The following is a 25,164-nucleotide window of genomic DNA, read 5'->3' on the forward strand; positions in this document are numbered from 1 at the left end:
GGAAGGGAGAGTTCGCCATGACTGCGTACCCAAACATGCTGGCCCCGCTGGACCTGGGCTTTACCACGTTGAAGAACCGCGTGCTGATGGGCTCGATGCATACCGGGTTGGAAGAAACCGGCGACTGGAACCGCGTGGCCGAGTTCTATGCGGATCGCGCACGCGGGGGCGTGGCTCTGATGGTGACGGGCGGGATTGGCCCGAACCTCGAAGGTTCGGTCCTGCCGGGTGCAGCGATGATGACCACAGACAAGGACGTGACGAACCATTCTATTGTGACCGACCGCGTGCATGAGGCGGGCGGCAAGATCGCGATGCAAATTCTGCATGCAGGGCGCTATGCCTACGGCCCAAAATGCGTGGCACCCAGCCCGGTGAAATCCCCGATTTCTCCGTTCCCGCCCAGTGAGTTGGACGAAGAGGGGATCGAGAAGCAGATCAGCGACATTGTGAACGCTGCGATCCTCGCCCAGAAGGCGGGCTATGATGGGGTCGAGATCATGGGCTCTGAGGGGTATTTCCTGAACCAGTTCCTCGTGACCCACACCAACAAACGCGAGGATCGCTGGGGCGGCTCATACGAAAACCGGATGCGCCTGCCGATCGAGGTCGTGCGGCGCACGCGTGAGGCTGTGGGTACAGATTTCATCATCATCTATCGCCTGTCGATGATCGATCTGGTCCCGAATGGCTCGACCCACGAAGAGGTGGTCGAACTTGCACAGCGGATCGAACAAGCCGGCGCCACGATCATCAACACCGGCATCGGCTGGCACGAGGCGCGGATTCCCACCATCGCAACCAGCGTTCCGCGTGCCGCCTTTGCCTGGGTGACCAAAAAGCTGATGGGTAAGGTTGGCATCCCGGTGATCACCTCGAACCGGATCAATACGCCCGAGGTCGCAGAAGAGGTTCTGTCGACCGGCTGCGCCGACATGGTTTCGCTGGCGCGTCCGATGCTGGCGGATGCGGATTTTGTCAACAAGGCGATTGCCGGTCAGTCCGCGCAGATCGCGCCGTGTATCGCCTGCAACCAGGCCTGCCTGGACCACACGTTCGGCGGAAAGCTGACCTCCTGTCTGGTCAACCCGCGTGCCTGCCATGAAACCGAACTGGTCATTGGCAAGGCCGAGACGCGCAAGACCGTTGCCATTGTGGGCGCTGGGCCGGCCGGCCTGTCTACCGCCATGACCGCCGCCCAGCGCGGCCATGACGTCACGCTGTTCGATCGCGCGTCGGAGATCGGTGGACAGTTGAACATGGCGAAACAGGTGCCGGGGAAAGAGGAATTCTGGGGGCTGGTCGACTGGTACCGCACCATGATGGATGATCTGGGCGTGAAGGTGGAACTGAACCGCGAGGTTAGCGCCGACGACCTGACCGGCTTTGACGAAGTCGTCATTGCCACCGGCGTTATCCCACGTGATCCGGAAATCCCCGGTCAGGACCGCGACAACGTCATCAGCTATATCGACGTGCTGCGCGAGAAAGCAGAGGTCGGCAAATCCGTCGCCGTGATCGGCGCTGGCGGTATCGGCTTTGACGTATCCGAGTTCCTGCTGGAGGACGGTCACAGCATCACCACCGACCTGCCTGCCTGGATGAAGGAATGGGGCGTAACCGACCCGGAACGGCACCGCTCGGGCCTCGCACCGGAAGGCCCTCAGCCTGCAGCCCCAGCACGTCAGGTGACTCTGCTGCAGCGCAAGAAACAGGCGCATGGTAAAGGCTTGGGCAAGACCACCGGTTGGATTCACCGCGCGACGCTCAAGATGAAAAACGTCAACTTCGTCGGCGGCGTGAACTACGAGCATATCGACGATGACGGCCTGCATATCAGCTTTGGCGAAGAACGCGCTGACCCGACGCTGATTGCTGCGGACACCATCGTTCTGTGTTCCGGTCAACTGTCCGAGCGCAGCCTTGCAGACGCCCTGATCGAACGCGGGATCACGCCGCATGTGATTGGTGGCGCAGATGTTGCGGCGGAATTGGATGCGAAACGGGCGATCAATCAGGGCACCCGTCTGGCCGCCGCAATGTAGGGGCTCTGAGGTCTACATGGTATAGGTCAGGCCTGTCTCTTTCTCGAATCGGGCCATGTAGGTTTCGTAGTCGCGGTAGGCGCGATGGAACAGCAGGCGCGCCATTCGCGTCGCGCGCCAAGGTTTTTTGCCACCGACATAGTGCCAGATTTTCGGAGTTCTGTTTGCATCACTCAGATGTTTGCGGAACGTCTTAGACATTTTCCGGTATTTCGGACTGTGCGCGTCAAACCAGATCTGAGGCCGCGTGTTCCACTGAATAGGCAAGCGAAACCAGCGACCGTGAAACAATTGGTTCATTCTGTCCTGTTCGGGCAGGTAGGGAATGTGCGGAACCAGCTTCTCGAAATCGCTAATTTCACGTAATTCACGATCGCCATGAATGGCCGAACAGTCCATCACCATGATACCGGCATTGAAATACCCTTCGCCCGGTATGAACCCCAACCTAATGCTCTTGCTCACACGGCTGAGTGACTTTTTATGCTCGCGTCCCGGTCTGAAAATCTGCTGCAGGGAGGGGCGCAGAAAATCCCCTCCGCCAAGCGTCACCAACCCCATATCCACACAAGCGGCAAAGGGCTGCCCTTCAAGGTCCATGTCCAGCAATTCCCAAACATCCGAAACAACCAGAGTGTCCGCATCCACAAAAACGCAGCGCTTTTCGCAAAGCTGGGGCAGAAACAAAGGCAGCATCGTGATCGCAGGGAACTTCGTCTTATACTCGGAAAAGCCTGGCAGATTTTCCAGATCGAATTTCTGGTAAGAAATCGTCCCTCCCGTGAGGGATTGATTGACCTGCTCAACAATCGCAATGTCTTCGTCTGTGAAATCCTGCCCGAAGATTGTCACATCCAAAGGCTTGCTGGCGTTTTTGACAGCGGAATATGCGGAAAGCAGAGCCGGGAACAGAAAAGACCTGTTCACGCCATAGACCACCTGCATCGCGCCCCCCCTTGATCACGTCAATGTGATGAGAAGGAATAGCAGCGAATAGCAGGCACTTCAAACCCTTAGCGGCCCTCAAAACTCGTGCTTTGCGGCGTTACCCGGCGCCCCCTTATTCGACCGAAATCGTAATCACTTCGGATACAATGGGCGGGTTGTGCGGCACGTGTCCAGCATCGCCCAGAACCAGTTGTAGCGTGTGCTGACCTGCGGGCAGATCCAGAGTGACCTCGGTCTGGCCACCGCCGAAATGCATGTGGTTGTCGTCTGCGGGCAACCCGTAAAGCAACTCATCCGCGCCGTCTTCGCCCTGACCCAGCGGCGGGCGGTTGATCAGCAGGTGGTGGTGGCCGGTATTGTCCGCTTCGGTCCCGGCAGGCGCAACGCCCATGCCGCTGAGGCCAAAGACCACCGTGACCGGTGATTGCACTGTGTCGCCATCCGCAAGGTTCGCGAAATAGACCTGCGCGCCCGGCGCGGATGGCGTTTGTTCCTGCGCCCCGACAGCTGTGGCAAACAGAGCAACTGAAATGGCTGTAAAAATGGCTTTCATGATCTCCTCCCTCGTCACAAAAATGCCATTCTAAACCTAGCACATCTTGAATATTTTCCAGAAAACGCCCGTTTGCAGGGCGATCACCATCGCGGGAAACAACTGTTTCCGCGTTTCTGATACGCAAACGATCCGATTCAAAACCCTGATATTATCCCATGTCCGCCCCGATTCCGCCCAGATTGAAGGGCAAAGTCGTTGCAAGTAGCAAGACCTGGGGAACGAGAATGGATCGACTGACGGAAATGGAAGCCTTTGCCAACGTGGTGGACCAAGGTGGCTTCACCGATGCGGCCAAGAAGATGGGTATCTCCAAATCAGCCGTTTCCAAGCACGTGTCCAGCCTCGAATCGCGGCTGGGGGCACGACTGCTCAACCGGACCACACGCCGCGTTTCTCCGACCGAGATTGGGTTGGCCTATTATGACCGCGCCCGTCGGGTGTTGAACGACGCGGGTGAGGCGGATTCGCTGGTCACCGCGATGCAATCGGCCCCTTCTGGCCTGCTGCGGATCAGCGTGGCGACGGATTTCGGGGTCAATCACCTGTCGCCCGTGCTGTCAGATTTTCTGGCCACTTATCCCGACATTACGGTGAACATGGTGCTCAATAACCGCTACGTGGAACTGATCTCCGAGGGTTTTGACGTCGCCGTTCGCATCGGAGAGCTGGAAGACAGCACCCTACGCGCTCGTAAGCTTACCGAGACGATCAAGCGCATGGTCGCAGCCCCTAGCTATATCGAGAAATACGGACGGCCGCAGAAGATCGACGATCTGAACGAACACAAGCTGCTGCACTATTCCAGCCAATCCTCGGGCAATGTCTGGCGCCTGACTGCCCCGTCGGGCGAGAAACGTCAGGTGCGCACGGCCGGTTGGCTCAGCGTGAATGACGGCCAATCGCTGTTGAACGCGGCGGTCTCGGGCCTCGGGATCGCCTATCTGCCCAGTTACCTCTATGCCGATGCGCTGAAATCAGGTGAGGTTGTGGATGCAATGCCATCCTTGCCGGACGAAGTGCAAGGCATCTACGCGGTCTATCCTCCAGGCCGCTTCACTCAGCCCAAGGTACGGGCCTTCATAGACTTCCTCGTTGACGCTTATTCCGAAAAAGGCGCGATGGACTGGTAATTCTCCCGGTGAACTGGATTGGCCCGTGCGTTCTTCGTGCGGGTCTTTTTTTGTGCAGACACGTCAATTGACCAGCAAGACAGCCTCAACCCTACGGTTCAGATCGCGCCCTTCTGGTGTCGCGTTCGAGGTCAGCGGAGCAAGATATCCCACACCCTGTGCCTCGATCCGATCCGCCGCGACGCCATGCGTGTCGATCAGGCGGGCGCGCACGGCCTGCGCCCGTTCGGTGCTGACCTTTGTATTGGCCTGCAACGTGCCGGTATCATCAGTATGCCCGACCAACGCCAACCGGGTTGACGGATTGTCGGCCAAGAACTGCGCCAGCAACGACAATGAGGCGAACGGGCCGTCGCCCAGCGCCACCTCGCCGGTGCGGAAATGCAAATCGTCCAGAATCACGTGGCCCGACTGCTGCAAAGCATCCAAAAGGCCTTCGGTTCCGCTGGCGGATTGCTCAACGACCACAGGCGTTGGGTCCGGCGCATCAACGGGTGCGACGCGGATCAGTTGCACGTAGCCATCCGGCGGGTTGCGGCTGACCAGCAGGCTGAGCGCTTCATCGCCTTTGGTGGCGGACAGAAAACGATAGTCGCGAATAGCGACATACATATCCGGCGTTGGCACCACCTCGGTTCCGAAGCGGAAATCGAACCCGCCACAGGTCCGGGCCTCACATTCAAACAGGATGTCAAAGCCTTGCGCCACGAGCTGATCCCGTAGCGGAGCAAGCAATTGCAGAGTCGTGCTAGAGCCAGCCTGCAAGCGCCATGTCAGCCGCTCGACCCGCCCCTCAACCGTGCGGGACGGGACTATTCCATCTGCAACGGGCCCTGTGGGCAGCTCATAGCTGTCCAGCGGCGAGGTCCTCTCGCTGATCTGACGCGCGCTGGCGGGCAGGGTCAGATCTTGCGCCAGAACCGGCCCGGCCGTCAGACAAAAGGAAAGGGCGAGGCGTCGGATCATCGGGCTTGCGCGTGATATTCGGGGTTGGGCGCCATGGCGGTGGCACTGGCCACCCGATTGGACATGTTGAAGAACCCGGTGACGTTGGCGATGTCCCAGATATCCCGGTCACTGAAACCCTGATCGCGCAAGTGCTGGCGATCAGCTTCTTCAATCTCGGCGCTTGCGGTGGTCATCTTGGCCGCAAAATCCAACATCGCACGCTGCCGCGCATCCAGAGGGGCGGTGCGGTAGTTCATCACCAGCATCTCGCCCAATTGCGGATCACCGGACATCTGCCTGACGGCAGCACCATGAGCAACAAGGCAGTAGAAGCACTTGTTGATCGAGGACACGACCACCGCGATCATCTCACGTTCGAGCTTGGACAGCCCGCTATCTGCCAGCATCAGGTCGTTATACATGGCCGTGAAGGCGTTCAGCTTGTCGATATCGAACGCGTAGGCCTTCAGCACATTCGGCACCATGCCCAGCTTTTCGAGGCAGACATCAAAGTATTTCTGCGTCTCGGGCGGCAATGGGTCGGCCATGGGCAGGTTCAGCGCGGTGGGTAGATCAGTCTGGGTCACGGGCTTTCTTAACTCCTTAGACACGTTGACGATAATGGTATTCCCCGACAATCTCCATCCCGAGCGCGCGGTAAAGGCCATTCGCCCCGTCGTTGGCCTTTGTACAGATCACGCTGAGCGTTTTCGTCCCATTGTCCCGCGCCCAGAAGGCTGCTGCCCGCATGGCCCATTGGCCCAGACCCTGGCGGCGGTGATCGGGCAAGATTTCAAGCGCATGCACCATGGCCACATCGCCCTGCATCGCCATGAACACCGTTCCTGCCGGGCGATCAGAATGCCGCAATAGGAACGCGGTCTTGGGGCCCGCAGCACGCTCCATCACTGCCAGACGTTCAGGGCCGATACCGCCCTTGGCCCAGATCTCCTCCATGACTGCAAGCGGGGGCCAAATGTCGAACGCGGTCACGCGGGGCAGAGGCTGATCAGTCAGCTGTTCCGGCGGGCAAGCGTAGATGTTGACCGGGTCCAGTACCTCATAGCCGCGCGCTTCCAGTTGGGCGTCGAGCTTGTGGTCATCGGGCCAAAGGCAAAAGATGCGTTTCTGGCCCATGGTCCGCATGGCACCCTCGGCCGCGAGAATATCGACCTCGGTCGCGTCACCCAGCGCATTGGCGGCAGACACGCGCGAACCACCCCCCTGCCCTTCGCGCAGGCGGAAGGGGCCAAGGGCCTCATAGCGCGCAGCGGGCCATGTTCCGTCAACAATGTCGGGCCAGTTGATGCTCACAACTCGAGCTCTTTTGCCAGTTGGGTCATGGCCGCGTCGATGCGCGCACCCTCGGTGCCCCGGATCACCACGTTCGCGCCGAAGACCCCGTTGATTTGAAACGGATAGCAGCCGATGGACAGGTCCGAGAACGCCTCGGCCAGTGCAGACAGCGTGGCAGCAATGTCGCCTTCGCCCCGATCCACCCGCAAGGTCTGCGACAATAGCGGGTTGCCGCCCGTCAGACCCGGCAAGACACTGGCTACCATGGCTTGGAATACTGAGGGCACCCCGGCCATCACATGCACATTTTCGATGGTGAATCCGGGCGCGGTTGAGACCGGATTGTCGATCAGCGCGGCCCCATCAGGAATGCGGGCCATACGCAGGCGGGCCTCATTCAACTCCAGCCCTGACTTTTCGTAATGCGCCTGCAACAGCGCGCGCGCATCGTCGCGCACGTCAATCGGGGTGTCAAAAGCGCGGGCGATGCAATCGGCGGTGATATCGTCATGTGTCGGCCCGATGCCCCCGCTGGTGAAGACATTGTCGTAGGACCCCGACAGCGCCTTGACCGCCGCCTCGATCGCCGGGGCGTCATCGCTTACAATACGCACTTCTTTCAGGTCGATGCCATGCTTGGTCAGTTCACCCGCAAGGTAATGCATATTCGCATCGCGCGTCCGGCCCGAGAGGATTTCATCCCCGATGACAAGCATTGCAGCGGTTGGATTGGCCATGGCGCGCGCCCCCTCTTGATCGGCTGTTGGGGCAGGTATAGGCCGTGGGGCATGAGATTTGAAACCCCCCTTGTCCCCGCCCGCCTGATCCGCCGCTATAAACGCTTTCTGGCCGATTGCACGCTAGAGGATGGGCGCGAGGTGACAGCCCATTGCGCCAATCCGGGCTCGATGATGGGATTGGCTGAACCGGGTGAGAAAATCTGGTTGGAACCCAATGACGATCCGAAGAAAAAGCTGAAATACGGCTGGCGGCTGGTTGATCACAAGAATGGCCATTTCACAGGCGTCGACACTTCGGTGCCGAACCGGGCACTGCGCGCGGCGTTGGAGGGCGGCGAAATCCCCGAACTGGCCGCTTATGAAACCGTCCGGGCCGAAGTCAAATACGGCCAGAACAGCCGCATTGATTTCCTGCTGACCCAGCCCGGCCTGCCGGTTGCCTATGTCGAGGTCAAAAGCGTCACCCTCTCTCGCCAGCCCGGTCTTGCCGAGTTCCCCGACAGCGTCACCGCCCGCGGCACCAAACATCTGCATGAACTGGCCGCCATGGCCGAACAGGGCCACCGCGCGATCATGCTGTATCTGGTGCAACGCACCGATTGCGACCGCTTCGCGCTGGCCGCCGGTATCGACCCGGCCTATTCGGTGGCCTTTGAGGCAGCGCAAGCGCAGGGGGTTGAGCGGTTGGTGGTCGGCACCGCCATCTCGCCACAGGGGATCGATGTCGATGCGACAAAGGTGTGGTCTATCGGTTAAGGCAGGATCGTAAACTTTCCTAGATAAGAGCCTCGCCCCGGTGTGTAACCGCGGTAGGTACCATCCTCAACCTGCCCCACCACAGCGCAGAGGTCTTGATCTTTGCGGAACGTCTTCCAGTGACTGCAGATCCTGTCGCCCTCCAACCACCAAACACCGGTGTCCCGGCCCAGGCGAGGAATCTCAGCGACAAAGCTTTGGTCGGCGTTCACGCTTGCGGTGCCAGTGACGCCCGCGCGGTTCAGGGCAATCTTGCGATCCTGTACCAAAAGCGCCGTAAGCTGATCCTGCGTCAGCATCGTCACCTCTTCGCGGCAACCGCAGGTCAGAACGACCAGAAGAGCAGTAATCGCTCTGACCATCTCAGCCCCTGATCCCGCTGATGTATTCTACTTTGCACCGTGCCGCAAAGCGGCGCGGATGGCCACGCGCGGGCGGGATGATCAACGAGATTTGAACTTCTACTTGTGAATTTCAGGCCAAAGATCGGCGTCCAACCCCTTCACAAACGGTGCCAAGTGATCGGCCACAACCTGCCACCCCCCGACCGAAGCCGTGTTGACGGGTTTACGGGCCTGAAGGTTGCTGGCCGTTCTGATCGCATCCGAGGATTTGTCGGGCGACAGCATCGCCTGTTCAAAAGGCAAGTCGCAGAGCCGGGCCAGCTCCTTGGCACCGTCCTCCAGATTATTCACCAGATGCTCGTAGCTTATGTCATGGACCCGCCCCGGAAGCACGGCATGCCAGTGCTGAATATAGCGGCGATAGCGGTTGGCTTCGGCTGCCATCCAGCTCAGATCATGCGTGTAATACAGGCCACCCGCTCCGAAATGCGTCCGCCACATCGACAGCGCCACATCGCGCGGATCGCGCATGACGTTCAGGATTACCGCGTTCGGGAAGGCCTGCGCAATCGGCCCCAGAAACGCATAATTCCCCGGAGCCTTATCGATAAAGGCGCGTGTTCCTTCCGCCGTCTGGGGCAAATTACCCGCGTAGTAATCGGCCAGCTCCTGTGCGTCACTTCCAGCACCCGGTTGGCTTTCAGTCTTGCGGGCCCAGTGGTGCACGCCCGCCAACTCTCCCAACCCCTGAACGGTGGAGTGTGAGGCCAGAATCCGCTCGATCAGAGTGGTGCCGGAGCGTGGCAATCCGACCACAAACACCGGGAGCGGTATATCGGTGCGCGGCGCTGAGGCGGGGGCGGGCAGAGGCGCGCTCAGCCGCTGGCGGCAGGCTTTCTCGGCCCGGGTTTCCCAGCTTTTAAACCCATGCTGTAACTGATCATGCGCCTTGCGCAGCTGAAGCATCTCGGTCGCGGTATCGCCATCCTTTTTCGCAAGGCTGGCGGCGGCAAAATGCACCGTGGCTGCGGCCTCGCGGTTGGCATTGCCCGCCTCAAGCAGTTTGGAGGTCCGAGCCTGCAAATCGGCCCGATCCTCAGCTGACAAGTTCGGCAGAGTTGCAACAAATTCCAGCGTTTCGGGATCCTCGGGCGCCAGCGCAAGGGCGGCGCGGCCATAGGTCAGCGCCTCAGACATACGCCCCAAACCGACCAGACCCTTGGCCAGTCGTAGCTGACCGTAGTGGAATTTCGGATGCTTCTCGGCCACGGCCAATAGGACGTCGATGGCCTGATCCCATTGGTGCATCTCATCCAGAATATCGGCCTTCAGGCAATGGGCCTGTAGATTGCCGTTTTGGTGGCGCAGAACCTCATCAACATCCACCAGCGCCTCGCTCAGCTGACGCTCCTGCAACAGGGCCATGGAGCGCACATAGCGTTGCGGCGGGGTCAGAGGGGCCTTGGCCGCAACTTTATTCATCAGGGTCAATGCCTTGCCAGCATCGCCGCCCTGAACAAGGCTCAGCCCGAAATTCTGGATCAGGTCGGGGTTCTCCGGCTCCATCTTCCAGGCGCGCTCCAGATGGGTCTGTGCCTGTTTGAAGTCCCCTTGGTGAATGCATGCAAGACCTGCCATCTGCGGAAACGCTGGCATTTTGGGCCATTTCTTCCCGGCCTTGACCGCACGCTTCAGTGCCCGGTCAGCACGGCCGGTCTTGAGCATTTCACTAATGGTGGCAATCTCGGCCCTCAGCTGGTCGGCTTTCTGCATCTGACTGCCCTTCTTCTATTTAAGCGCCCGCGAACTATCTTACCCGTGCTAGTTTATATCGCTGTACGCGTCCACCTGGGATCGGATCGTCAAGCATCCTAGGTTCAGCCCTGCGACGCTGCACCCTCTGGAACTTTCTGCACAAGCAGCGTAAATAGAACACTGCGCGAAACATTTGGAGCCTTGCATCCATGAAAGAACACCGTGGCCGCCTGACCAAGGACGGTATCCGCATTTACGAACAAGGTGACTTTGCCGGCATGCATGCGGCAGGGGCTTTGGCCGCGCGGATACTGGATGACATCGCGCAACATGTCTTCCCCGGCCAAACCACCGGTGCGATCGACGGGATCATCACCCAGATGGTCGAGGACGCGGGCGCGACTTCGGCCACGATTGGCTATAAGGGCTACCAGCACGCCAGCTGTATCAGTGTGAACCACGTGGTCTGCCACGGCATTCCCGGTGAGAAAAAGCTCAAGGACGGGGATATCCTGAACATCGACGTCACCGTCATCGTGGACGGCTGGTTCGGCGATACCTCGCGGATGTATGTCGCAGGCAAACTGCCGCGCAAGGCGGAGCGTCTGATTCAGGTCACCCATGATGCACTGTTCAAAGGCATCGAGATGGTCAAGCCGGGCAACACGTTCGGCGATATCGGCCACGCGATTCAGTCCTATGTGGAAGCACACCGCATGAGTGTAGTCCGCGATTTCTGCGGTCACGGGCTTGGCCGGGTGTTCCACGCGCCGCCAAACGTGCTGCACTATGGCCGCCCCGGAACCGGTTCCGTACTGGAAGAAGGGATGTTCTTTACCATCGAACCGATGGTCAATTTGGGGCGTCCCGAGACCAAAACGCTGGCCGATGACTGGACAGCTGTGACCCGCGACAAGTCGCTCTCGGCACAGTTCGAACATTCGGTCGGTGTAACCGCAAATGGGGTTGAGCTCTTTACCCTGTCACCCGGCGGCAAGTTCCATCCGACCTATTCTTCGTGATCGGCAGCCTGATCCCGTAGCACTTTCAACAGCATCGTCTCAGCCCCCCACGGCGTGATCGCGTCGTGGATTAACACCGGCGCGCGTGCAGGTTTGCGCGGCGGGCCGGTTTCTGTGTCAGTGTCCTGAGCCAAACCCCAGAACAAGGGCGGTAGGGCGCGGTCCATACCAGAAGCCTAGCACAAACCGGTCCGCGCCTCAAAACCGGATCACGATGGCGTGCAGCTGCCCCTGTCAAATCGCTGTGAAGTGCCTTTGATCATCATGTCATATTCGAGGCTCACAAGATCAACGGCAAAGTTGACGACCTGACCATCCTGAATCAGCAAAAACGTCAGGTTGTCCAAACCCGGCAGAATGTCCGCCTCGCCCTGCAGCTCTCCGGCCATGATGTAGCCCTTATTGGACCCGCCCGAACGGGCCAGAGTCACGCTCGACTGATCCACGGACGAGGTGCAATTGACCATAAAGTCATTCGCATCGAGTTTTGTTTGCCCTGCAACAACAGGGGAGGAGCTCAGCAAGATGGCCGAGGTCAGGGCAGCTCTGAAAAGCATAGAGAGTCCTTTAAGGGTTGTTCCGCGTTTCTACGGCGCGTAGAGGCGAATTTGGCCGCAATTTTGGCGGAGATGCGTCAAATTGCTGGCCACCCCAATTCAATTTAAAAACGAATTAGGACGGTCAGGATCAACCCACATGATCAAGTGATTGAAGCATCAGTGAGATATGCGTGTCGCCGTATTTTCGACTGTCCAACAACTGGAATCCATCCGGTGCCTGCATCGGGGCGTTTTCTTCCCACACGATAAACGCCCCCTCAGCGATCCATCCTGCCTCGGACGCCTTGGCCAGCGCTTTTTGGCCCAGAGACTTGCCGTAAGGCGGGTCCAGAAAGATCAGGTCGTAGGGCGCATTGGGGTTTTCACCCAAACGCGTCGCATCCCGGCGGATCAGATCGGTCCGGTCAGCGCTGCGGGTCAGGTCGATATTCTTGCGGATCAGGCCCTGCGCCACACGCCCGTCATCCACAAAGGTGATGTGGTCAGCCCCGCGCGATAGCGCCTCAAGCCCCAGCGCGCCGGTGCCTGCGAACAGGTCCAATACACGCAGACCGTCAAAATCGATCTGATGGCTCAGGACGTTGAACAGGCTTTCACGCACTCGGTCGGTGGTGGGACGCAAATGGGCACCCGCATCCCCTTTGCCGACCGAGGCCAAGGCATGACCCCGGAACTCTCCGGCGATGATCCTCACGCTTTGAGCAGCGGTTTCAGATCCGCAGCCGGATCGGCCACCACAGCGGGATCCGCGGTTTTGCCCGCGTCGATCAGGCGCTTGCCAACCATATAGGCGCGCGGGTCGTTCATCGCGTCGACCGCAATCAGCTGGTCACCCTTGTAGTACCAGAACGACACGGTCTGACCTTCGCCCCGGCGGGTCACAACCCGATCATAGCCGGTGTTCAGGCCTGCAATCTGCAGCTTGACATCATACTGATCCGACCAGAACCACGGCGTCGCAGTGTAGTCCTTGGCCCCCCCCAGCATGTTCTGAGCAACGATCTCAGCCTGATCGATTGCGTTGGGCACGCTTTCCAAACGAATACGCCCCTCGCCATGCGGGAAAGAGGCGCAATCCCCCGCCGCCCAGATCGACGGATCAGAGGTGCGGCCATGCGTGTCGGTTTTGATGCCGTTGTCCAGCTCAAGCCCGGCCATCTCGGCCAGTTGGCTGGACGGCGCGATGCCAACGCCGACGACCACAAAATCAACCTCGATTTCGGTTCCATCCGTCAGAACCGCGCCGACCACCTTGCCGTTTTCACCGACCAGGCGATCAAGGCCCACACCCTCGCGGATGTCCGCGCCGTGACCCGTATGCAGCGCGCGGAAATAGTCGCTGGTTTCCTTGGCGGCGACGCGTTGCAGGATACGCTCGGCCATTTCTACCAGCGTTACCTTAACCCCGCGCTTGGCACACACGGCTGCGGCCTCAAGCCCGATATAACCACCGCCCACGATCAGAGCGCGCGCGCCTTCAGTGACCCGAGGCTCCATCTCGTCGATATGAGCCAGATCACGTACCACATGAACGCCCTGAAGATCTCCTCCGATAGAGGCAGGTAGGTAGCGCGGATCCGACCCGGTGGTAAGCGCCAGTTCGTCATAGGAGATGACCTCATCCCCCACGGTTACGGTCTTGGCCTTGGGGTCAATCGCAGTGACACGCTGCCCCAGACGCAGGGTGATGTTGTTGTCGGCGTAGAAGCTTTCGGGGCGCAGGAACAGACGCTCCAGCTCCATCTCGCCCAGCAGATAGGCCTTGGACAAGGGTGGGCGCTGGTAGGGCAGATGCGGCTCGGCCCCGATGAGGGTGATATCACCTTCAAACCCATCCTTGCGCAGCTTTGCAACAAGCGACGATCCGGCCTGCCCGGCGCCGATCACGACAATATGGCTCATGTTCATCACACCCTGTCGAATTCTAATGGTTACTTCTGTCCGACCACCTATATTGCGGCATAGCCCGACTCTGCAAATCCAAACGACAGGAGCTGATAAATGATTACGACAGGTGAGATGCTGCCCGACGCCACGCTGACCCAAATGGGTGCGGAAGGCCCCGAAGAGGTTCGGATTTCCGACAAAACCGCGGGCCGCAAAGTGGTGATCTTTGCCGTTCCCGGCGCGTTCACGCCAACCTGTCATTCGGCCCATGTGCCCAGCTTCATGCGCACCAAGGATCAGTTCGAAGCCAAGGGCGTGGATGAGATCATCTGCATTTCCGTGAACGACCCGTTCGTGATGAAAGCCTGGGGCGAAGCGACCGGCGCAACCGAGGCCGGCCTGACCCTGCTGGGCGACGCCGCGTCCGAGTTCACAAAGGCCATCGGCATGGATTTCGACGCCCCACCAGCCGGGCTGCTGGCGCGTTCGCAGCGTTATGCGATGCTGGTCGAAGACGGCAAGGTCACTGCGCTAAACTTGGAAGAAAGCCCCGGCGCTTGCGAGATTTCCGCCGGTGAAGGCTTGCTCGAAGTAATCTGACGCTGTTCGGCACCGGCTAAGCCGGGCCGTCCGAACCCAATTTGACTTGATACAACTCCCCAGTGTGCGATTATCAAAGGCACATAGCTGGGGAGTATGTTTATGTATCTCAAAGCCATTTCACTCATTATGGGCGGCGCAAGCCTTCTTGCAGCTTGCGGCCCGGCCCCGACACCACAGCAACAAGCGGCACGGCAACATGAAATCGCCTGCCTGAGCGGTACCTTGGGTGGCGCGTTGATCGGAGGTGCAATCGGCAATCAGTTCGGAGGCGGTTCAGGCAAGTCCATTCTGACGGGTGCAGGTGCGGCTACCGGAAGTATCAGTGGCGCAAGATTCGCATGTTGAGGGGGACGGCTATGAAAAGAATATTCTGTATCACCGCGCTTGTGATGGCCAGTGCCGCAGCTTCGGACGACGTGGCAGAGTTGAATGAAAAAGAGCTGACAGCCATCGATGCGAACAATGATGGCTTCCTGTCCAAGGACGAGTTCAATGCCTTTTCAGACTACGCCTTTCAGGCGATGGACGAAGACAAGAACGGCACGCTCGGCCTGTCCGAGGCCAAACCCTTCCTGGACATAAAGCAATTTCAGGACGTTGACCGGAACGGCGACAGCCTTATCTCAAGGACGGAATACGATGCGCAGATGAGCAACGATTTCGACTCTGCGGACAAGGATGGAAACGGCCGGTTGGACTAACCCCGGAGGGTGAGATGAACAGATGGATCTGGATCGGCGCGCTGGCCGTATTGGCCGCTTGTGACGTACCGCAGGCCCCGGTTGTGACCGGTCCCGACGGGCAGGCCCGTATTCAGATCAACACCAGCGGGCTGACCTGCTATGAGAGGCGGTGTCTGGACATCAACCCAGCGGCGCGCAGTGTCCGGTCTATCGGCAACAAAACGACCCGCATTCCGGGCAATATCGACGTAAGTAGTGGCACGGTCACGCCGGATGAGTTCCGCCAGATGGCGATCACGGCATCCTTGGCTGGCGGCATCGGGTCCGGACAGGATCGCGACTAGACCAGTCCGTCCATCTTGCGCGCCAGTTTCGCATCCAGCGAAGACAACCCGCCGACGTCATGGGTGGACAGCACGACCTCAACCGTGCGGTAGACGTTGGACCATTCGGGATGGTGGTTCCATTTTTCGGCCCAGATCGCCACTTGGGTCATCCATCCAAAGGCCGCGACGAAATTATCAAAGATGAACGTTTTGGTGATCGCATCCCGGCCTTCAACCATCGTCCAGCCATTGTTGAACAGCGGATCAAGAAGGGGGCCACGGGTCTCGGTCGACAAAAGCTCGGTCATTGCTGTTCCTCCGGGTTCGATTTTCTGAACGGACCGTAATCCGTCAGAATCTCAATCTCTTCTCCCACCGCGCGGCCTTCGGCGTCCAGAAATTTTTTGACGGCATCGGCGAATCCCGGATCGGCAATCCAATGAAGGCTGTGCGTGCGTGTTGGCAGGTAGCCACGTGCAAGCTTGTGTTCACCTTGCGCTCCGGCTTCGACCCTTTGCATGCCATGCGCGATGGCAAAGTCGATCGCCCTATAATAGCACAGCTCGAAATGCAGGCAGGCATGATGTTCCACACAGCCCCAATAGCGACCATAGAGCGTCTCACGCCCGATGAAATTCAGTGCCCCCGCAATGGGATACCCATCGCGTTCTGCCAGCACCAAAGCCATATCACCGGCCATCGTTTCCTGCGCGATATCAAAGAACTGGCGCGTCAGGTAAGGTGATCCCCATTTGCGCGCGCCGGTGTCCTGATAGAACCGCCAGAAGGCATCCCAATGCTCGGGCCGCAGGTCATCACCGGACAAGGTACGGATCTCACCACCGAAGCCATTGGCCTGAGCACGCTCCTTGCGGATATTCTTGCGCTTGCGCGAGGACAACGCCGCCAGAAAGCCGTCGAAATCCGCGTAATCGTCATTCAACCAATGAAACTGCTGTGAGCTGCGCAGCATCAGGCCCATCTGCTCACCCGCCAGCGCCTCATCCTCAGTGCAGAAGGTCGCGTGAAGCGACGAGACCTGATTGTCTGCCGCCAGTTGCACAGCGCCCTGCACCAGCGCAGACATCCCAATCCCTTCATATCCCGGGCGCACCAGAAAGCGCCGCCCGGTGGCGGGCGTGAAAGGGGCCGCAATCTGTAGTTTGGGATAGTACCGCCCGCCCGCGTTTTCGTACGCATGGGCCCAGCTGTGGTCGAAGATATACTCACCCTGACTGTGCGATTTGGCATACATCGGCGCCGCCGCGATCAACATCCCATCCAGGTAGGCCGTCAGATATTGAGGCTGCCACCCGGTGCCCCGCCCAACCGAGCTGCTATTTTCCAGAGCCAGCAAAAACCGGTGCGTGGTAAAGGGATCCAGCGGATGCCCGCCATCTGCTGTTTCGGGGCAAGCGCAGGCATCCCACTCGGCCGCAGAGATTTGCGAGAGTGATCCAAGTACCTGAATTTCGATCTGCGCCTGATCCATGTGCCCTCCGCGTCTGGTCTTTATCTGTGACGAGGTGCGACAGGTTCAACCCGGATGCTTGGCCAGATACCCCTCAAAGGTCACATTGTCGGCAACGGCGCGGGCCTCTGCCTCTTGTTCATGCGACTTTACCGTCCAACACAGAATCGGCACACCGCGCGCTTTCAGCTCGGCCACGCGCGGGCGGTCCAGATCATGAACCTCATGGCTGATGAAACTGGCCCCAACCCGGTCGAAATCGGGAATATCGCGCAGGTGATCGCACACCGATTGCGGCAACAGTTCGACCTTGGGCTTGTAGGAACAAGTCACGATCCCACGTGGCACACGCGGGGCCAGGCGGGCAAGCTCGGCCACGCTGTTGGGGTTGAATGACATCAACGCCACTGGACCGTCGTAGCCTTCTAGCGCCCGCACAGCGTCCGCCTCAAGCGGGCCGACATTGGTGCCCATGGCTCCGTCCTGATCCTTGAGCTCAATCAGCAGCGGGACTTTGCCCGCGACCATCTCAAGCACAGCGTCGAGGGTGGGAATGCCATCCTCGGCATGCAGCAGCTGCGTGGCCTGCGCCCGCGCGGCCGAGACCTGCTGGATCGGTCCAGACTGCCCGGTCAGACGCGCCATGTCGTAGTCATGAAACACCATCGCACGGTTGTCCGAGGTCCGCTGCAGGTCAATCTCGATCCCGTAACCGGCATCGATCGCGGCACGAATGGCCGCCCGGCTGTTTTCCGGGCGGTTATTTGTTTTGTCATGCAGCGCCCGGTGCGAGATCGGGGCCTCAAGGAACACAGGCGGCAGAGCAGGTGTCATTGGACTTCGAAAATACCTTCGATTTCGACAGCAACACCCAGCGGCAGTGATGCAGCGCTAACCGCCGAGCGGGAATGACGACCCGCCTCGCCCAGCGCCTCAACCAGGAAATCGGACGCACCGTTGATCACCTGCGGCTGCGCGGTGAAATCAGCAGTCGAGTTCACAAAACCGGTCAGCTTGATCACCCGTACCAGCTTCTCGATATCCCCATCGCAGGCCGCTTTGACCTGAGCCAGCAGGTTGATCGCACAGACCTTTGCCGCCGCTGCACCCGCGTCGACATCCATGTCATCGCCCAGTTTGCCGGTGATCAGGTCGTCCGCTTTGGAAATCTGACCCGAGACATAGACGATATTGCCCACGCGCACGAAAGGCACATAGTTTGCGGCCGGGGCCGGTGCGTCTGGCAGCGATACGCCCAGGCTTTGCAGTTTTTCCGAGATGCTCATGTGATTGTCCTCACCCAAAATCGACTCGGGCGGACGCTAACCGGGATGATGCCGCTGGGAAAGCCGGAAACCGATTTTTCTGACCGTCGCGTTCAGTGGGCATATCCTGTCCTATTTCGAACTGTTGAAGTCGTGTCACTTTACCTTCGTTGATTTACCGGGTTTAACGCTATGTGTTTCATTCAAGCTCTGAAACCTCTATGTGACAACAACTTGTGTCGGTTGGACACGCAGGTATTGATTGATCGCCCAAGAGTCGTGCCGGGCCGTATTGGAGTAGCTAAGACCGTGTTGAGCAAATTTGGCTTCAAACATCTTGTTGTTCTGTCACTTATGGCTGTGTTGTCGGCCTGTGCGACGCAACCCCCGGAACAGGCTGCTCGGGGAGAGATTTTCGACCCCTATGAAAACGCCAACAGGGGCATTCACAAGTTCAACCTTGGCGTCGACCGGTTTCTGTTTCGCCCGGCCTCGAAAGGCTATGTGAAGATCGTCCCTGATCCGATGGTGACCAGCTTCAGTACCTTTGCGGAAAACATCTCTCTGCCCGGTCAAGCGGTGGATTACCTGCTGCAGGGAAACCCCAAGCAAATGGGCAACGCCTTGTTGCGGTTCGTGATTAACATGACCGTCGGTGGCTTTGGCCTGTCGGCACCCGCAGATGAGCTGAACCTGCCCCCTGTCGATACGGATTTCGGCGAAACCTTGCACGTCTGGGGTGTTGGGGAAGGCGCCTATGTTGAGCTGCCTTTCTATGGCCCATCGACCACCCGCGACGCTGTAGGCGTTATAATCAATCTGTTCTCGAACCCTATCAACTTCACGCCGGTACGCCCTGCGGACAACCTGGGGGTTTATGCCGAAGTCGTACGTCGGATGGGGGATCGGGGTCGTTTTTCTGATACAGTGGACTCGATTCTCTACGAAAGTGCCGACAGCTATGCGCAGGCCCGACTGATCTACCTGCAAAACCGCCGCTTCGAATTGGCACGCGACGACGAGGACGCCTTCTTGGATCTCTACAACGATCCATATGCCGACGCCGGAACCGACCCTGTTAGTGACCCCCTTCTCGACCCCTACGAGGACCCTTATGCTGAGTAACGCTTTAAACCGAAGACATTTCCTGAAAACCTCTGTGGCCGGAGCAGCTATTGTTGCCCTGCCCTTGCCCGCTCTGGCCCTGACCGAGGCGGGCGCCAAACAGCTGGTCAACAGTGTTGTCGCGGATATCAACCGCGTGATCGCCTCGGGCAAGTCGGAAAAAGCCATGCTGCGCGATTTCGAAAAGATTTTCGTGCAATACGCTGATGTTCCGATCATGGCGCGCTATGCGCTTGGGGCGGACGCCCGTTCTGCCTCTCCGGCGCAGTTGAGACAATTCACCAAGGCGTTCCAAGGCTATATCTCGCGCAAATACGGACGCCGATTCCGCGAATTCATTGGCGGCCAGGTGGATGTACGAAACGCGCGCCGAATCAAAGCCGGCTATGAAGTGCGCACCTCGGTCAAGCTGCGGGGATCGTCGCCCTTTGACGTGACCTTCCTGGTTTCTGACAAATCCGGTCGCGATAAGTTCTACAACATGTTCATTGAGGGAGTGAACTTGCTGCTGACCGAACGCACCGAAATCGGGGCGATGCTGGATGCGCGTAAAGGCAACTTGAACCAGCTGATCAAAGACCTCAACAGAACCGGGTAGCACCGCCTTTTTGTGTGCTTAAACGCCTCCGCGCTCTGTACGTCGGAGGCGTCTTCGTTTCTATACCCACAAGAAAGTTATTTTACCTTGTGACCTAACACGCGCAGAAGTTGATGCGCCGCTTTCCAAAGCTCTCACTAAAACTAAGCTTGTACCCCGCTCCACGCCCAGCCCGCGGACCCTCTAGGGCATGTAACTTCGGACCAAAGCGCTGGCGATCAAAGCCCATCCATCTGCGATCACGAAAAACGCCAGCTTGAACGGCAGCGAGACGATTGCAGGCGGCACCATCATCATGCCCATCGACATCAAGACGGCGGCCACAACTAGGTCAATGATCAGAAAAGGCAGGAAAATCAGGAACCCGATCTGAAACGCCCGAGCGATTTCAGACAACATGAAGGATGGCATCAGAACAGAAAGTGGAGCATCCGGAGACAGGACCATCCCCTCACCTCCGGGGCGCAGAGCGGCCATGGATTGAAACGTCTCCACATCCAGTCGCGCGGCCATGAACTCTCGGAACGGGTTCAGGGCACGTTCCAGCGCCGTTTCAACCTCAAGCGTTTCGGTGATCAGAGGCTCAATACCCACGGTCCAGGCTTCGGTAAAAACCGGCTCCATGATGAAATAGGTCAGGAAGAGAGCAAGGCTGACGATCAGCATATTCGGCGGAGATTGCTGTAACCCAATACCCTGCCGCAGGATCGCGAGAACCGTGATCAGAAATGGAAAACAGGTGATCATGATCGCCAGCCCCGGAGCGACGCTGAGAACGGTGATCAGCAAAATCAACTGGATCGTCCGGGCCGAGATGGACCCACCTTCCCCAAGCGACAGGGTCACGTCTTGAGCCGCAGCCAGCGAGGGCAGCGTAGCCACCACCGCCACAATCAGCCAGAGCCACAGGCGCATCAGCCGATCCCGTTCTGCAAATCCGCGATTTCGGTCAGACGTACGGCCAGTTGACCGGCCTGATCGCCATCCATCTCTTCCAGAAGACCGCGAGCAACCAGTTGATCCCCGACATATAGGTCCACGGGGTCTTCGATCCGTTTGTCCAGCGTCAACACCGCATTTTCACCCATATTCAGCAGGTCCCGGATCAGCGGGCGGGCGCGGCCGACAGAAACGGTGACTTCGATCGGGACAGCATCAAAAGGGTTGGTTTTCTGGGATTGGGTATCAGTCATGGGTCAAAGCCTCTTTCGCCTCAAACATGTAGGAGTCAAATGCCTGCTGCACCGAGGTCAGCAGATCCACGCAATCCACCTCGCGTCGCGAGATACCGACCTGCAGCCGCGCTTGTCCGGGTTGCAGCGAGGAATCCTCAATCACGCGCGGGGGCTGTGGCATATCCGATGACAGCAAATCTTCGACCTCGGCTGCGCGCCCTCCTGGCACAAGTATCTGGATGGGTTGGTCGATCTGGGTTCGTGCCATGTCTTGCAGCTGTTCCGACAGGCGGTGAGCAAAGCTGCGGTCGATACAATCTGGCAGCACCAAGTTCACTAGGCTTTGGAACATCGGCTCCAGCGACAGGGTCATACGTGTCAGCGCTTCGTGATAGGTAAAGGACATGTCTTCCAACGCCTTGGCCAGTTCTGCCGAGACCTGGCCCCGGTTCTGCTCCTGCGCTTGAACAGCGTCTTCCCATCCGGCCCCGTAGCCTTGTTCGAAGGCGGCCAGGCGCTGTTCCTCCAGCGCGTCTTCATCCAGAAGATGCAGCTTGCCGCCTTCGACCTGCGCGGTGAAATCCTCAAGAAGGTGAGCAATCGACATCAGACCCGCTCCTCACCTTCTTCAAGCCAACTGCGCAGGATTTCGACCGTTTCTTCCTGTTTGTCGCCAATCATCGCCCGCAACCGATCCACGGGATCTGCGTTGCTGTCCGACCCAAGCACCGGCACGCCGGACGACTGCGCCTGCCCCGGCAGAGCCGTGAACTCAGCCGACTCATCTGGCGCGATCTCACCGACCAAAACCTGGGTACCTTGAGTTTCACCACCACCTGCAGGCAACAAAGCTGAGGCTACCGCCGGTTTCATCAGGATCGGGCGAATGACGAACAAGGCCAGAACCAGCGAAACCGCCGCGAGCACAGCCATCTGGATCAGAGACATCGCGTCCAGATGAATATTCTGCCACAGGGAGGACGAAACAAGCGTTCCCTGCGGCTCTACCACCGGCAGATCAAGCGATTTCAACGTGATCACATCGCCCCGAGCTGCATCGAAGCCAACGGCTGAAGCCACCAGCTCCTCAAGCGCGTCAAGCTCGGTCTGAGGCAGGGGCTCAAAGCTTTCCGCCCCGTTTTCATCTACCGACCGGAGGCCATTGACCAACACTGCGACTGTCAGGCGCTTGATGGCTCCGGGTATGTTGTGAACCTCAAGCTCCGTTTCTGAGACCTCATAGTTCACGCGCTCGCGGGTTTGCGTCGCGTTTGAGTTCGATTCGTCCCCGCCCGCGCCGTCACCATCCGGCAGGTTGGAGGCAACCGTCACATCGCTAGACTGATTGCGCGCACTGTCCGAGCGTTCCTCGACATCCGTGCTGATCGCGACCCGCCCTTTGGGGTCAAAGCGGCGTTCGCGGATGGATTCGGTCTTGGTTACCGTGTCGACACTGACCTCAACCACAGCGTTTCCGGTGCCCACGCGCGCCTCGACAAGGCGCAGCACGCGTTCACGCAACTGACGGGATTTGTCATCCGCCGAGTCAGCTGCAACCGCCGTGTCCGTTCCGCCAATCACGGCGCCGTTCGAATCCACAACCGTCACGTTTTCCGGCGCTAGCCCGCTGACCGCCGAGGCGACCAGAAAGCGAATCGCCTTGGCCTGATCGCCAGTTATCTGCGCGCCCGATGGAACCAGATAGACCGAGGCCGTGGGCGCAACGCTACGCTGAAACGGGTTGGCCGAGCCATTCGCGACATGCACCCGCGCCTGATTGACATGAGGACCCCCGACGATGGTGCGCGCCAGCTCACCTTCTTTTGCGCGCCAATAGGCGGCATCGAACATCTGCGACGTGGTGCCAAACCCGCTCAGCGAATCGAGCAGCTCATAGCCACGATTGCCATTTGCTGGCAGGCCTTCGCTGGCCAGGGTCATGCGCAGCTCGTCCCGCTGCGAACCGGGCACGAAGATTGAGCCGCCCCTGATCTCATATGTGACGCCGCGCTGATCGAGTGCACGCACGATATCGCCCGCAGCTCCGCTTTCCAGCCCTGCATAAAGAAGGGTCATAGAGGGTGCCGTCACAAGACGGGACATCCCGAGAACACCCAGAAACACCAGCGCAACCGCGCCGACGACTATGATTTGCTTTCGCCTGTCAAAACTTGCCCAGACAGTTCCGATCTGCTGCACGCTCACCTCCGACTCGCCGACATTCTGCCCGGCGCAACCCTTGTTTGAACGATTGCCCTTAACAATCGGTTAGTCCTTGCCGGGTTATGACAGCTTCAGATCGAATGAATGAGGACGTCATGACTGACGCTACAGCGGAAGAGGCAGAAGCCCCTAAGAAATCAGGGAAAATGGGTCTGATCGTCGGGGTGGTTCTGGCGCTCGTCGGGGCGGGAGGCGGCTATTACGCGACCACGTCCGGGCTGTTGCCCTTTGGGGCAAAACCCGAAAAGGCGGAATCTCTGGACGCAGACAAAGACAAACCGGCCAAGGCCCTGCCGGATGTGGGATTCGTCGATCTTCCGCCGGTGATTCTGTCGGTAAATGCGGGTGAGTCGCGGCATCTGAAATTCCACGCGCAGCTCGAAGTTAACTCGGCCTACATCAGTGATGTGGAAAAAATGCAGCCGCGAATCATGGATGTGCTGAACGGATATCTTCGGGCGCTAGAGGTTTCGGACCTCGAAGACTCCTTAGCGCTGGTACGTATCCGGGGGCATCTGCTGCGGCGCATTGACATCGTCGTCGGAGAGGGTCGTGTGCGCGACGTTCTGGTGATGGAATTTGTTCTGAATTAGGAGGCAAAATTGGAACTTATTGCAGATATTTTGCTGGTCGCGGGCGCGCTGGGTGCCGGTCTGTACTGCTTTGTTCTGTCACGCCGCCTGAAACGGTTCACGGATCTGGAGCAAGGCGTGGGCGGGGCCGTCGCGGTGCTGTCCACCCAGGCGGAAGAGTTGAAAAAGTCGCTGGACAGCGCGCGGGCTGCCTCGGACCAGTCCGGGAATGAGCTGAAAGAGCTGACGGAACGCGCGCAATCAGTTGCGCAGCGGCTCGAACTGATGATGGCATCAATGCATGACGTCATCCCGAAGGAAAAGGCAGCACCTGAACCGCCCGCGCCGGAAGTATCGTCAGAGCCGGATGAAGAGGCTGAGGGCAAGGCCGAGCCTGAAGAGGCACCTGACACTCAGGAATCGGATGTGGTCGACACGCCCGCCGACGAGAGCAAGGCCAACCAACCAAACAAGACACCTGAAGGTTTGATGTTCTTCCGGCACAAACGGCAGGGTGTGGAGGCCGCGGAATGAAACGCTCTGTCACGCAGAAAGGCAGGGCGCGACCCCGTGGCGGCGTGTTGGCGGTGATTGCTCTGCTGATGATGGGTTCCGCCGCGATTCGCCTTGGGCTGGAAGCCGGGCCCGCATTGGCCAAGACAGTTGAGCCAACAAAGTCCGAAGAGCCGCCTATGTCAAAACCCGCTCCGGATCTGCAGGTGCTTTTGAACGAACTTCTGCGCCGTGAAAAACGCCTGAAACAGCGGGAAGACGCCTTGGAAGAAAAGGAAAAGGCGCTGGAGATTGCCCATGAGGCCATCGAAACGCGCTTGGCTGCACTACAACAAGCCGAGGAAGGCCTGCGGGAAACACTGGCACTGGCGAACAAGGCCGCTGAAACGGACCTGACCCGGCTGACGGACGTCTACCAAAACATGAAACCCAAAGATGCCGCCGCCCTGTTCGAGACGATGCATCCCAGCTTTGCGGCCGGTTTCCTGTCGCGCATGCCCGCCGATGCCGCAGCGGGCGTGCTGGCCGGCCTCAGCCCCGAAGCTGCCTATACGATCAGTGTCGTCATGGCGGGTCGAAATGCCAATGCGCCACAGGAATAATCGCATGCTTATCAAGGCTAT

At 59.1% G+C, this 25,164-nt stretch carries 33 protein-coding genes; 13 read left to right on the top strand and 20 right to left on the bottom strand.

The window, feature by feature from the left end; genetic code table 11:
* Nucleotides 1-17: 17 nt before the first annotated feature.
* A complete protein-coding gene (locus tag ACR0C3_RS19570; protein WP_480760077.1) occupies nt 18-2,045 on the top strand; it encodes a 2,4-dienoyl-CoA reductase FMN-binding domain-containing protein in 2,028 nt (675 codons plus the stop codon).
* A gap of 12 nt (nt 2,046-2,057) precedes the next feature.
* Here the strand turns inward: ACR0C3_RS19570 and ACR0C3_RS19575 are convergent, their stop codons facing one another.
* Nucleotides 2,058-2,990 (bottom strand): glycosyltransferase family 8 protein, encoded by a 933-nt coding sequence (locus ACR0C3_RS19575; protein ID WP_480542089.1) that lies wholly within the window; start codon nt 2,988-2,990, stop codon nt 2,058-2,060.
* A 115-nt stretch (nt 2,991-3,105) separates the two neighbouring features.
* Nucleotides 3,106-3,546, bottom strand: a complete 441-nt coding sequence (locus ACR0C3_RS19580) for a DUF4399 domain-containing protein (protein ID WP_170721949.1) — start codon at nt 3,544-3,546, stop codon at nt 3,106-3,108.
* Nucleotides 3,547-3,773: 227 nt separating this feature from the next.
* On the opposite strand from ACR0C3_RS19580, the gene ACR0C3_RS19585 reads away from it, so the two are divergent.
* Nucleotides 3,774-4,679, top strand: a complete 906-nt coding sequence (locus ACR0C3_RS19585) for a LysR family transcriptional regulator (protein ID WP_170492834.1) — start codon at nt 3,774-3,776, stop codon at nt 4,677-4,679.
* Nucleotides 4,680-4,742: 63 nt separating this feature from the next.
* On the opposite strand, the gene ACR0C3_RS19590 is transcribed toward ACR0C3_RS19585, so the two are convergent.
* From ACR0C3_RS19590 to ACR0C3_RS19605, 4 genes are read right to left on the bottom strand one after another with little or no spacing between them, the layout of a single operon-like run.
* Complete coding sequence (locus ACR0C3_RS19590) at nt 4,743-5,645, bottom strand: OmpA family protein (protein WP_480760079.1); 903 nt, start codon at nt 5,643-5,645, stop codon at nt 4,743-4,745.
* Nucleotides 5,642-6,214: a peroxidase-related enzyme gene (locus ACR0C3_RS19595; RefSeq protein WP_480760081.1), complete on the bottom strand. Its 573-nt coding sequence runs from the start codon at nt 6,212-6,214 to the stop codon at nt 5,642-5,644. Before ACR0C3_RS19595 ends, ACR0C3_RS19590 begins: the two co-directional genes overlap by 4 nt.
* Nucleotides 6,215-6,230: 16 nt before the next feature.
* Nucleotides 6,231-6,941: a GNAT family N-acetyltransferase gene (locus tag ACR0C3_RS19600; RefSeq protein WP_480760082.1), complete on the bottom strand. Its 711-nt coding sequence runs from the start codon at nt 6,939-6,941 to the stop codon at nt 6,231-6,233.
* Nucleotides 6,938-7,660, bottom strand: a complete 723-nt coding sequence (locus tag ACR0C3_RS19605) for a competence/damage-inducible protein A (protein WP_480760083.1) — start codon at nt 7,658-7,660, stop codon at nt 6,938-6,940. The genes ACR0C3_RS19600 and ACR0C3_RS19605 overlap by 4 nt, the downstream gene beginning before the upstream one ends.
* Before the next feature lie 51 nt (nt 7,661-7,711).
* Between ACR0C3_RS19605 and sfsA the strand changes: the two genes are divergently transcribed.
* On the top strand, nt 7,712-8,419 hold the full coding sequence (gene sfsA / locus ACR0C3_RS19610) for a DNA/RNA nuclease SfsA (RefSeq protein ID WP_480760084.1): 708 nt from the start codon (nt 7,712-7,714) through the stop codon (nt 8,417-8,419).
* Here sfsA and ACR0C3_RS19615 read toward each other — a convergent pair.
* Nucleotides 8,416-8,781 (bottom strand): hypothetical protein, encoded by a 366-nt coding sequence (locus ACR0C3_RS19615; protein WP_475219979.1) that lies wholly within the window; start codon nt 8,779-8,781, stop codon nt 8,416-8,418. The genes sfsA and ACR0C3_RS19615 overlap by 4 nt on opposite strands.
* Nucleotides 8,782-8,880: 99 nt before the next feature.
* Complete coding sequence (locus ACR0C3_RS19620; protein WP_480760086.1) at nt 8,881-10,536, bottom strand: tetratricopeptide repeat-containing sulfotransferase family protein; 1,656 nt, start codon at nt 10,534-10,536, stop codon at nt 8,881-8,883.
* Nucleotides 10,537-10,727: 191 nt separating this feature from the next.
* On the opposite strand from ACR0C3_RS19620, the gene map reads away from it, so the two are divergent.
* Nucleotides 10,728-11,540 carry a type I methionyl aminopeptidase gene (map, locus tag ACR0C3_RS19625; protein WP_170661907.1) on the top strand — a complete coding sequence of 271 codons (813 nt, stop codon included), beginning with the start codon at nt 10,728-10,730 and terminating at the stop codon, nt 11,538-11,540.
* On the opposite strand, the gene ACR0C3_RS19630 is transcribed toward map, so the two are convergent.
* The 4 genes from ACR0C3_RS19630 to ACR0C3_RS19645 form a co-directional block, all read right to left on the bottom strand.
* Nucleotides 11,528-11,707 (bottom strand): hypothetical protein, encoded by a 180-nt coding sequence (locus ACR0C3_RS19630; RefSeq protein WP_419740772.1) that lies wholly within the window; start codon nt 11,705-11,707, stop codon nt 11,528-11,530. The genes map and ACR0C3_RS19630 overlap by 13 nt on opposite strands.
* 42 nt (nt 11,708-11,749) lie before the next feature.
* On the bottom strand, nt 11,750-12,097 hold the full coding sequence (locus ACR0C3_RS19635; protein ID WP_170555410.1) for a hypothetical protein: 348 nt from the start codon (nt 12,095-12,097) through the stop codon (nt 11,750-11,752).
* Nucleotides 12,098-12,227: 130 nt separating this feature from the next.
* Nucleotides 12,228-12,794, bottom strand: a complete 567-nt coding sequence (gene rsmD, locus ACR0C3_RS19640; protein WP_480760088.1) for a 16S rRNA (guanine(966)-N(2))-methyltransferase RsmD — start codon at nt 12,792-12,794, stop codon at nt 12,228-12,230.
* Entirely contained in the window at nt 12,791-14,002 is a 1,212-nt protein-coding gene (locus ACR0C3_RS19645; protein ID WP_480760090.1) for an NAD(P)/FAD-dependent oxidoreductase, read from the bottom strand. Before ACR0C3_RS19645 ends, rsmD begins: the two co-directional genes overlap by 4 nt.
* 99 nt (nt 14,003-14,101) lie before the next feature.
* On the opposite strand from ACR0C3_RS19645, the gene ACR0C3_RS19650 reads away from it, so the two are divergent.
* The 4 genes from ACR0C3_RS19650 (at nt 14,102) to ACR0C3_RS19665 (ending at nt 15,617) form a co-directional block, all read left to right on the top strand.
* Entirely contained in the window at nt 14,102-14,587 is a 486-nt protein-coding gene (locus tag ACR0C3_RS19650; RefSeq protein WP_170379412.1) for a peroxiredoxin, read from the top strand.
* A 102-nt stretch (nt 14,588-14,689) separates the two neighbouring features.
* Nucleotides 14,690-14,935: a glycine zipper 2TM domain-containing protein gene (locus ACR0C3_RS19655; protein WP_480760092.1), complete on the top strand. Its 246-nt coding sequence runs from the start codon at nt 14,690-14,692 to the stop codon at nt 14,933-14,935.
* 11 nt (nt 14,936-14,946) lie between these two features.
* The gene (locus ACR0C3_RS19660; RefSeq protein ID WP_480760094.1) at nt 14,947-15,291 is read left to right on the top strand and encodes an EF-hand domain-containing protein; all 345 of its coding nucleotides are present in this window, start codon (nt 14,947-14,949) and stop codon (nt 15,289-15,291) included.
* A 14-nt stretch (nt 15,292-15,305) separates the two neighbouring features.
* Complete coding sequence (locus ACR0C3_RS19665; protein WP_170379420.1) at nt 15,306-15,617, top strand: hypothetical protein; 312 nt, start codon at nt 15,306-15,308, stop codon at nt 15,615-15,617.
* Here the strand turns inward: ACR0C3_RS19665 and ACR0C3_RS19670 are convergent.
* Genes ACR0C3_RS19670 through ACR0C3_RS19685 form a run of 4 tightly spaced genes read right to left on the bottom strand, consistent with a single transcriptional unit; the run spans nt 15,614 to nt 18,356 of the window.
* Nucleotides 15,614-15,907: a 4a-hydroxytetrahydrobiopterin dehydratase gene (locus ACR0C3_RS19670; RefSeq protein ID WP_170379422.1), complete on the bottom strand. Its 294-nt coding sequence runs from the start codon at nt 15,905-15,907 to the stop codon at nt 15,614-15,616. The two genes, ACR0C3_RS19665 and ACR0C3_RS19670, sit on opposite strands and share 4 nt — an antisense overlap.
* Nucleotides 15,904-17,091: a GNAT family N-acetyltransferase gene (locus tag ACR0C3_RS19675; protein ID WP_480760095.1), complete on the bottom strand. Its 1,188-nt coding sequence runs from the start codon at nt 17,089-17,091 to the stop codon at nt 15,904-15,906. The genes ACR0C3_RS19670 and ACR0C3_RS19675 overlap by 4 nt, the downstream gene beginning before the upstream one ends.
* A gap of 45 nt (nt 17,092-17,136) precedes the next feature.
* Nucleotides 17,137-17,904 carry a glycerophosphodiester phosphodiesterase family protein gene (locus ACR0C3_RS19680; RefSeq protein WP_480760097.1) on the bottom strand — a complete coding sequence of 256 codons (768 nt, stop codon included), beginning with the start codon at nt 17,902-17,904 and terminating at the stop codon, nt 17,137-17,139.
* The gene (locus ACR0C3_RS19685) at nt 17,901-18,356 is read right to left on the bottom strand and encodes a RidA family protein (RefSeq protein WP_170459597.1); all 456 of its coding nucleotides are present in this window, start codon (nt 18,354-18,356) and stop codon (nt 17,901-17,903) included. The genes ACR0C3_RS19680 and ACR0C3_RS19685 overlap by 4 nt, the downstream gene beginning before the upstream one ends.
* Before the next feature lie 333 nt (nt 18,357-18,689).
* Here ACR0C3_RS19685 and ACR0C3_RS19690 point away from each other — a divergent pair, with 333 nt between their 5' ends.
* Together ACR0C3_RS19690 and ACR0C3_RS19695 are read left to right on the top strand one after the other, a co-directional pair.
* The gene (locus ACR0C3_RS19690) at nt 18,690-19,460 is read left to right on the top strand and encodes an MlaA family lipoprotein (RefSeq protein WP_170379838.1); all 771 of its coding nucleotides are present in this window, start codon (nt 18,690-18,692) and stop codon (nt 19,458-19,460) included.
* Nucleotides 19,450-20,058: an ABC transporter substrate-binding protein gene (locus ACR0C3_RS19695; protein WP_170379430.1), complete on the top strand. Its 609-nt coding sequence runs from the start codon at nt 19,450-19,452 to the stop codon at nt 20,056-20,058. The genes ACR0C3_RS19690 and ACR0C3_RS19695 overlap by 11 nt, the downstream gene beginning before the upstream one ends.
* Before the next feature lie 183 nt (nt 20,059-20,241).
* Here ACR0C3_RS19695 and fliP read toward each other — a convergent pair whose 3' ends face one another.
* Genes fliP through fliF form a run of 4 tightly spaced genes read right to left on the bottom strand, consistent with a single transcriptional unit; the run spans nt 20,242 to nt 23,432 of the window.
* A complete protein-coding gene (gene fliP / locus ACR0C3_RS19700) occupies nt 20,242-20,973 on the bottom strand; it encodes a flagellar type III secretion system pore protein FliP (RefSeq protein ID WP_480760098.1) in 732 nt (243 codons plus the stop codon).
* Nucleotides 20,973-21,251, bottom strand: coding sequence for a FliM/FliN family flagellar motor switch protein (locus ACR0C3_RS19705; RefSeq protein ID WP_480526774.1), 279 nt, complete (start codon nt 21,249-21,251; stop codon nt 20,973-20,975). The genes fliP and ACR0C3_RS19705 overlap by 1 nt, the downstream gene beginning before the upstream one ends.
* Nucleotides 21,244-21,840, bottom strand: a complete 597-nt coding sequence (locus ACR0C3_RS19710; protein ID WP_480526776.1) for a FliH/SctL family protein — start codon at nt 21,838-21,840, stop codon at nt 21,244-21,246. Before ACR0C3_RS19710 ends, ACR0C3_RS19705 begins: the two co-directional genes overlap by 8 nt.
* Nucleotides 21,840-23,432 (bottom strand): flagellar basal-body MS-ring/collar protein FliF, encoded by a 1,593-nt coding sequence (fliF, locus tag ACR0C3_RS19715; protein ID WP_480760100.1) that lies wholly within the window; start codon nt 23,430-23,432, stop codon nt 21,840-21,842. Before fliF ends, ACR0C3_RS19710 begins: the two co-directional genes overlap by 1 nt.
* Nucleotides 23,433-23,551: 119 nt before the next feature.
* Between fliF and ACR0C3_RS19720 the strand changes: the two genes are divergently transcribed.
* The 3 genes from ACR0C3_RS19720 to ACR0C3_RS19730 are packed head-to-tail and all read left to right on the top strand — an operon-like array spanning nt 23,552 to nt 25,143.
* Entirely contained in the window at nt 23,552-24,049 is a 498-nt protein-coding gene (locus ACR0C3_RS19720; RefSeq protein ID WP_480760102.1) for a flagellar basal body-associated FliL family protein, read from the top strand.
* A gap of 9 nt (nt 24,050-24,058) precedes the next feature.
* Nucleotides 24,059-24,562 carry a DUF6468 domain-containing protein gene (locus ACR0C3_RS19725; RefSeq protein WP_480760103.1) on the top strand — a complete coding sequence of 168 codons (504 nt, stop codon included), beginning with the start codon at nt 24,059-24,061 and terminating at the stop codon, nt 24,560-24,562.
* A complete protein-coding gene (locus tag ACR0C3_RS19730) occupies nt 24,559-25,143 on the top strand; it encodes a MotE family protein (RefSeq protein ID WP_480760105.1) in 585 nt (194 codons plus the stop codon). Before ACR0C3_RS19725 ends, ACR0C3_RS19730 begins: the two co-directional genes overlap by 4 nt.
* Nucleotides 25,144-25,164 lie beyond the last annotated feature (21 nt).

It is taken from the genome of Ruegeria sp. CK3, from assembly GCF_056536565.1.

Coding starts and splice junctions, on each gene's coding strand:
- ACR0C3_RS19605 (WP_480760083.1), bottom strand. CDS start 7,660: ATGGCCAATCCAACCGCTGCAATGCTTGTCATCGGGGATGAAATCCTC.
- sfsA (WP_480760084.1), top strand. CDS start 7,712: ATGAGATTTGAAACCCCCCTTGTCCCCGCCCGCCTGATCCGCCGCTAT.
- ACR0C3_RS19655 (WP_480760092.1), top strand. CDS start 14,690: ATGTATCTCAAAGCCATTTCACTCATTATGGGCGGCGCAAGCCTTCTT.
- ACR0C3_RS19620 (WP_480760086.1), bottom strand. CDS start 10,536: ATGCAGAAAGCCGACCAGCTGAGGGCCGAGATTGCCACCATTAGTGAA.
- ACR0C3_RS19680 (WP_480760097.1), bottom strand. CDS start 17,904: ATGACACCTGCTCTGCCGCCTGTGTTCCTTGAGGCCCCGATCTCGCAC.
- ACR0C3_RS19675 (WP_480760095.1), bottom strand. CDS start 17,091: ATGGATCAGGCGCAGATCGAAATTCAGGTACTTGGATCACTCTCGCAA.
- ACR0C3_RS19615 (WP_475219979.1), bottom strand. CDS start 8,781: ATGGTCAGAGCGATTACTGCTCTTCTGGTCGTTCTGACCTGCGGTTGC.
- ACR0C3_RS19590 (WP_480760079.1), bottom strand. CDS start 5,645: ATGATCCGACGCCTCGCCCTTTCCTTTTGTCTGACGGCCGGGCCGGTT.
- map (WP_170661907.1), top strand. CDS start 10,728: ATGAAAGAACACCGTGGCCGCCTGACCAAGGACGGTATCCGCATTTAC.
- ACR0C3_RS19665 (WP_170379420.1), top strand. CDS start 15,306: ATGAACAGATGGATCTGGATCGGCGCGCTGGCCGTATTGGCCGCTTGT.
- ACR0C3_RS19695 (WP_170379430.1), top strand. CDS start 19,450: ATGCTGAGTAACGCTTTAAACCGAAGACATTTCCTGAAAACCTCTGTG.
- ACR0C3_RS19705 (WP_480526774.1), bottom strand. CDS start 21,251: ATGACTGATACCCAATCCCAGAAAACCAACCCTTTTGATGCTGTCCCG.
- ACR0C3_RS19690 (WP_170379838.1), top strand. CDS start 18,690: ATGGCTGTGTTGTCGGCCTGTGCGACGCAACCCCCGGAACAGGCTGCT.
- fliP (WP_480760098.1), bottom strand. CDS start 20,973: ATGCGCCTGTGGCTCTGGCTGATTGTGGCGGTGGTGGCTACGCTGCCC.
- ACR0C3_RS19730 (WP_480760105.1), top strand. CDS start 24,559: ATGAAACGCTCTGTCACGCAGAAAGGCAGGGCGCGACCCCGTGGCGGC.
- ACR0C3_RS19720 (WP_480760102.1), top strand. CDS start 23,552: ATGACTGACGCTACAGCGGAAGAGGCAGAAGCCCCTAAGAAATCAGGG.
- ACR0C3_RS19670 (WP_170379422.1), bottom strand. CDS start 15,907: ATGACCGAGCTTTTGTCGACCGAGACCCGTGGCCCCCTTCTTGATCCG.
- ACR0C3_RS19570 (WP_480760077.1), top strand. CDS start 18: ATGACTGCGTACCCAAACATGCTGGCCCCGCTGGACCTGGGCTTTACC.
- ACR0C3_RS19650 (WP_170379412.1), top strand. CDS start 14,102: ATGATTACGACAGGTGAGATGCTGCCCGACGCCACGCTGACCCAAATG.
- ACR0C3_RS19630 (WP_419740772.1), bottom strand. CDS start 11,707: ATGGACCGCGCCCTACCGCCCTTGTTCTGGGGTTTGGCTCAGGACACT.
- ACR0C3_RS19585 (WP_170492834.1), top strand. CDS start 3,774: ATGGATCGACTGACGGAAATGGAAGCCTTTGCCAACGTGGTGGACCAA.
- ACR0C3_RS19580 (WP_170721949.1), bottom strand. CDS start 3,546: ATGAAAGCCATTTTTACAGCCATTTCAGTTGCTCTGTTTGCCACAGCT.
- ACR0C3_RS19685 (WP_170459597.1), bottom strand. CDS start 18,356: ATGAGCATCTCGGAAAAACTGCAAAGCCTGGGCGTATCGCTGCCAGAC.
- ACR0C3_RS19660 (WP_480760094.1), top strand. CDS start 14,947: ATGAAAAGAATATTCTGTATCACCGCGCTTGTGATGGCCAGTGCCGCA.
- ACR0C3_RS19575 (WP_480542089.1), bottom strand. CDS start 2,990: ATGCAGGTGGTCTATGGCGTGAACAGGTCTTTTCTGTTCCCGGCTCTG.
- ACR0C3_RS19645 (WP_480760090.1), bottom strand. CDS start 14,002: ATGAGCCATATTGTCGTGATCGGCGCCGGGCAGGCCGGATCGTCGCTT.
- ACR0C3_RS19635 (WP_170555410.1), bottom strand. CDS start 12,097: ATGCTTTTCAGAGCTGCCCTGACCTCGGCCATCTTGCTGAGCTCCTCC.
- ACR0C3_RS19710 (WP_480526776.1), bottom strand. CDS start 21,840: ATGTCGATTGCTCACCTTCTTGAGGATTTCACCGCGCAGGTCGAAGGC.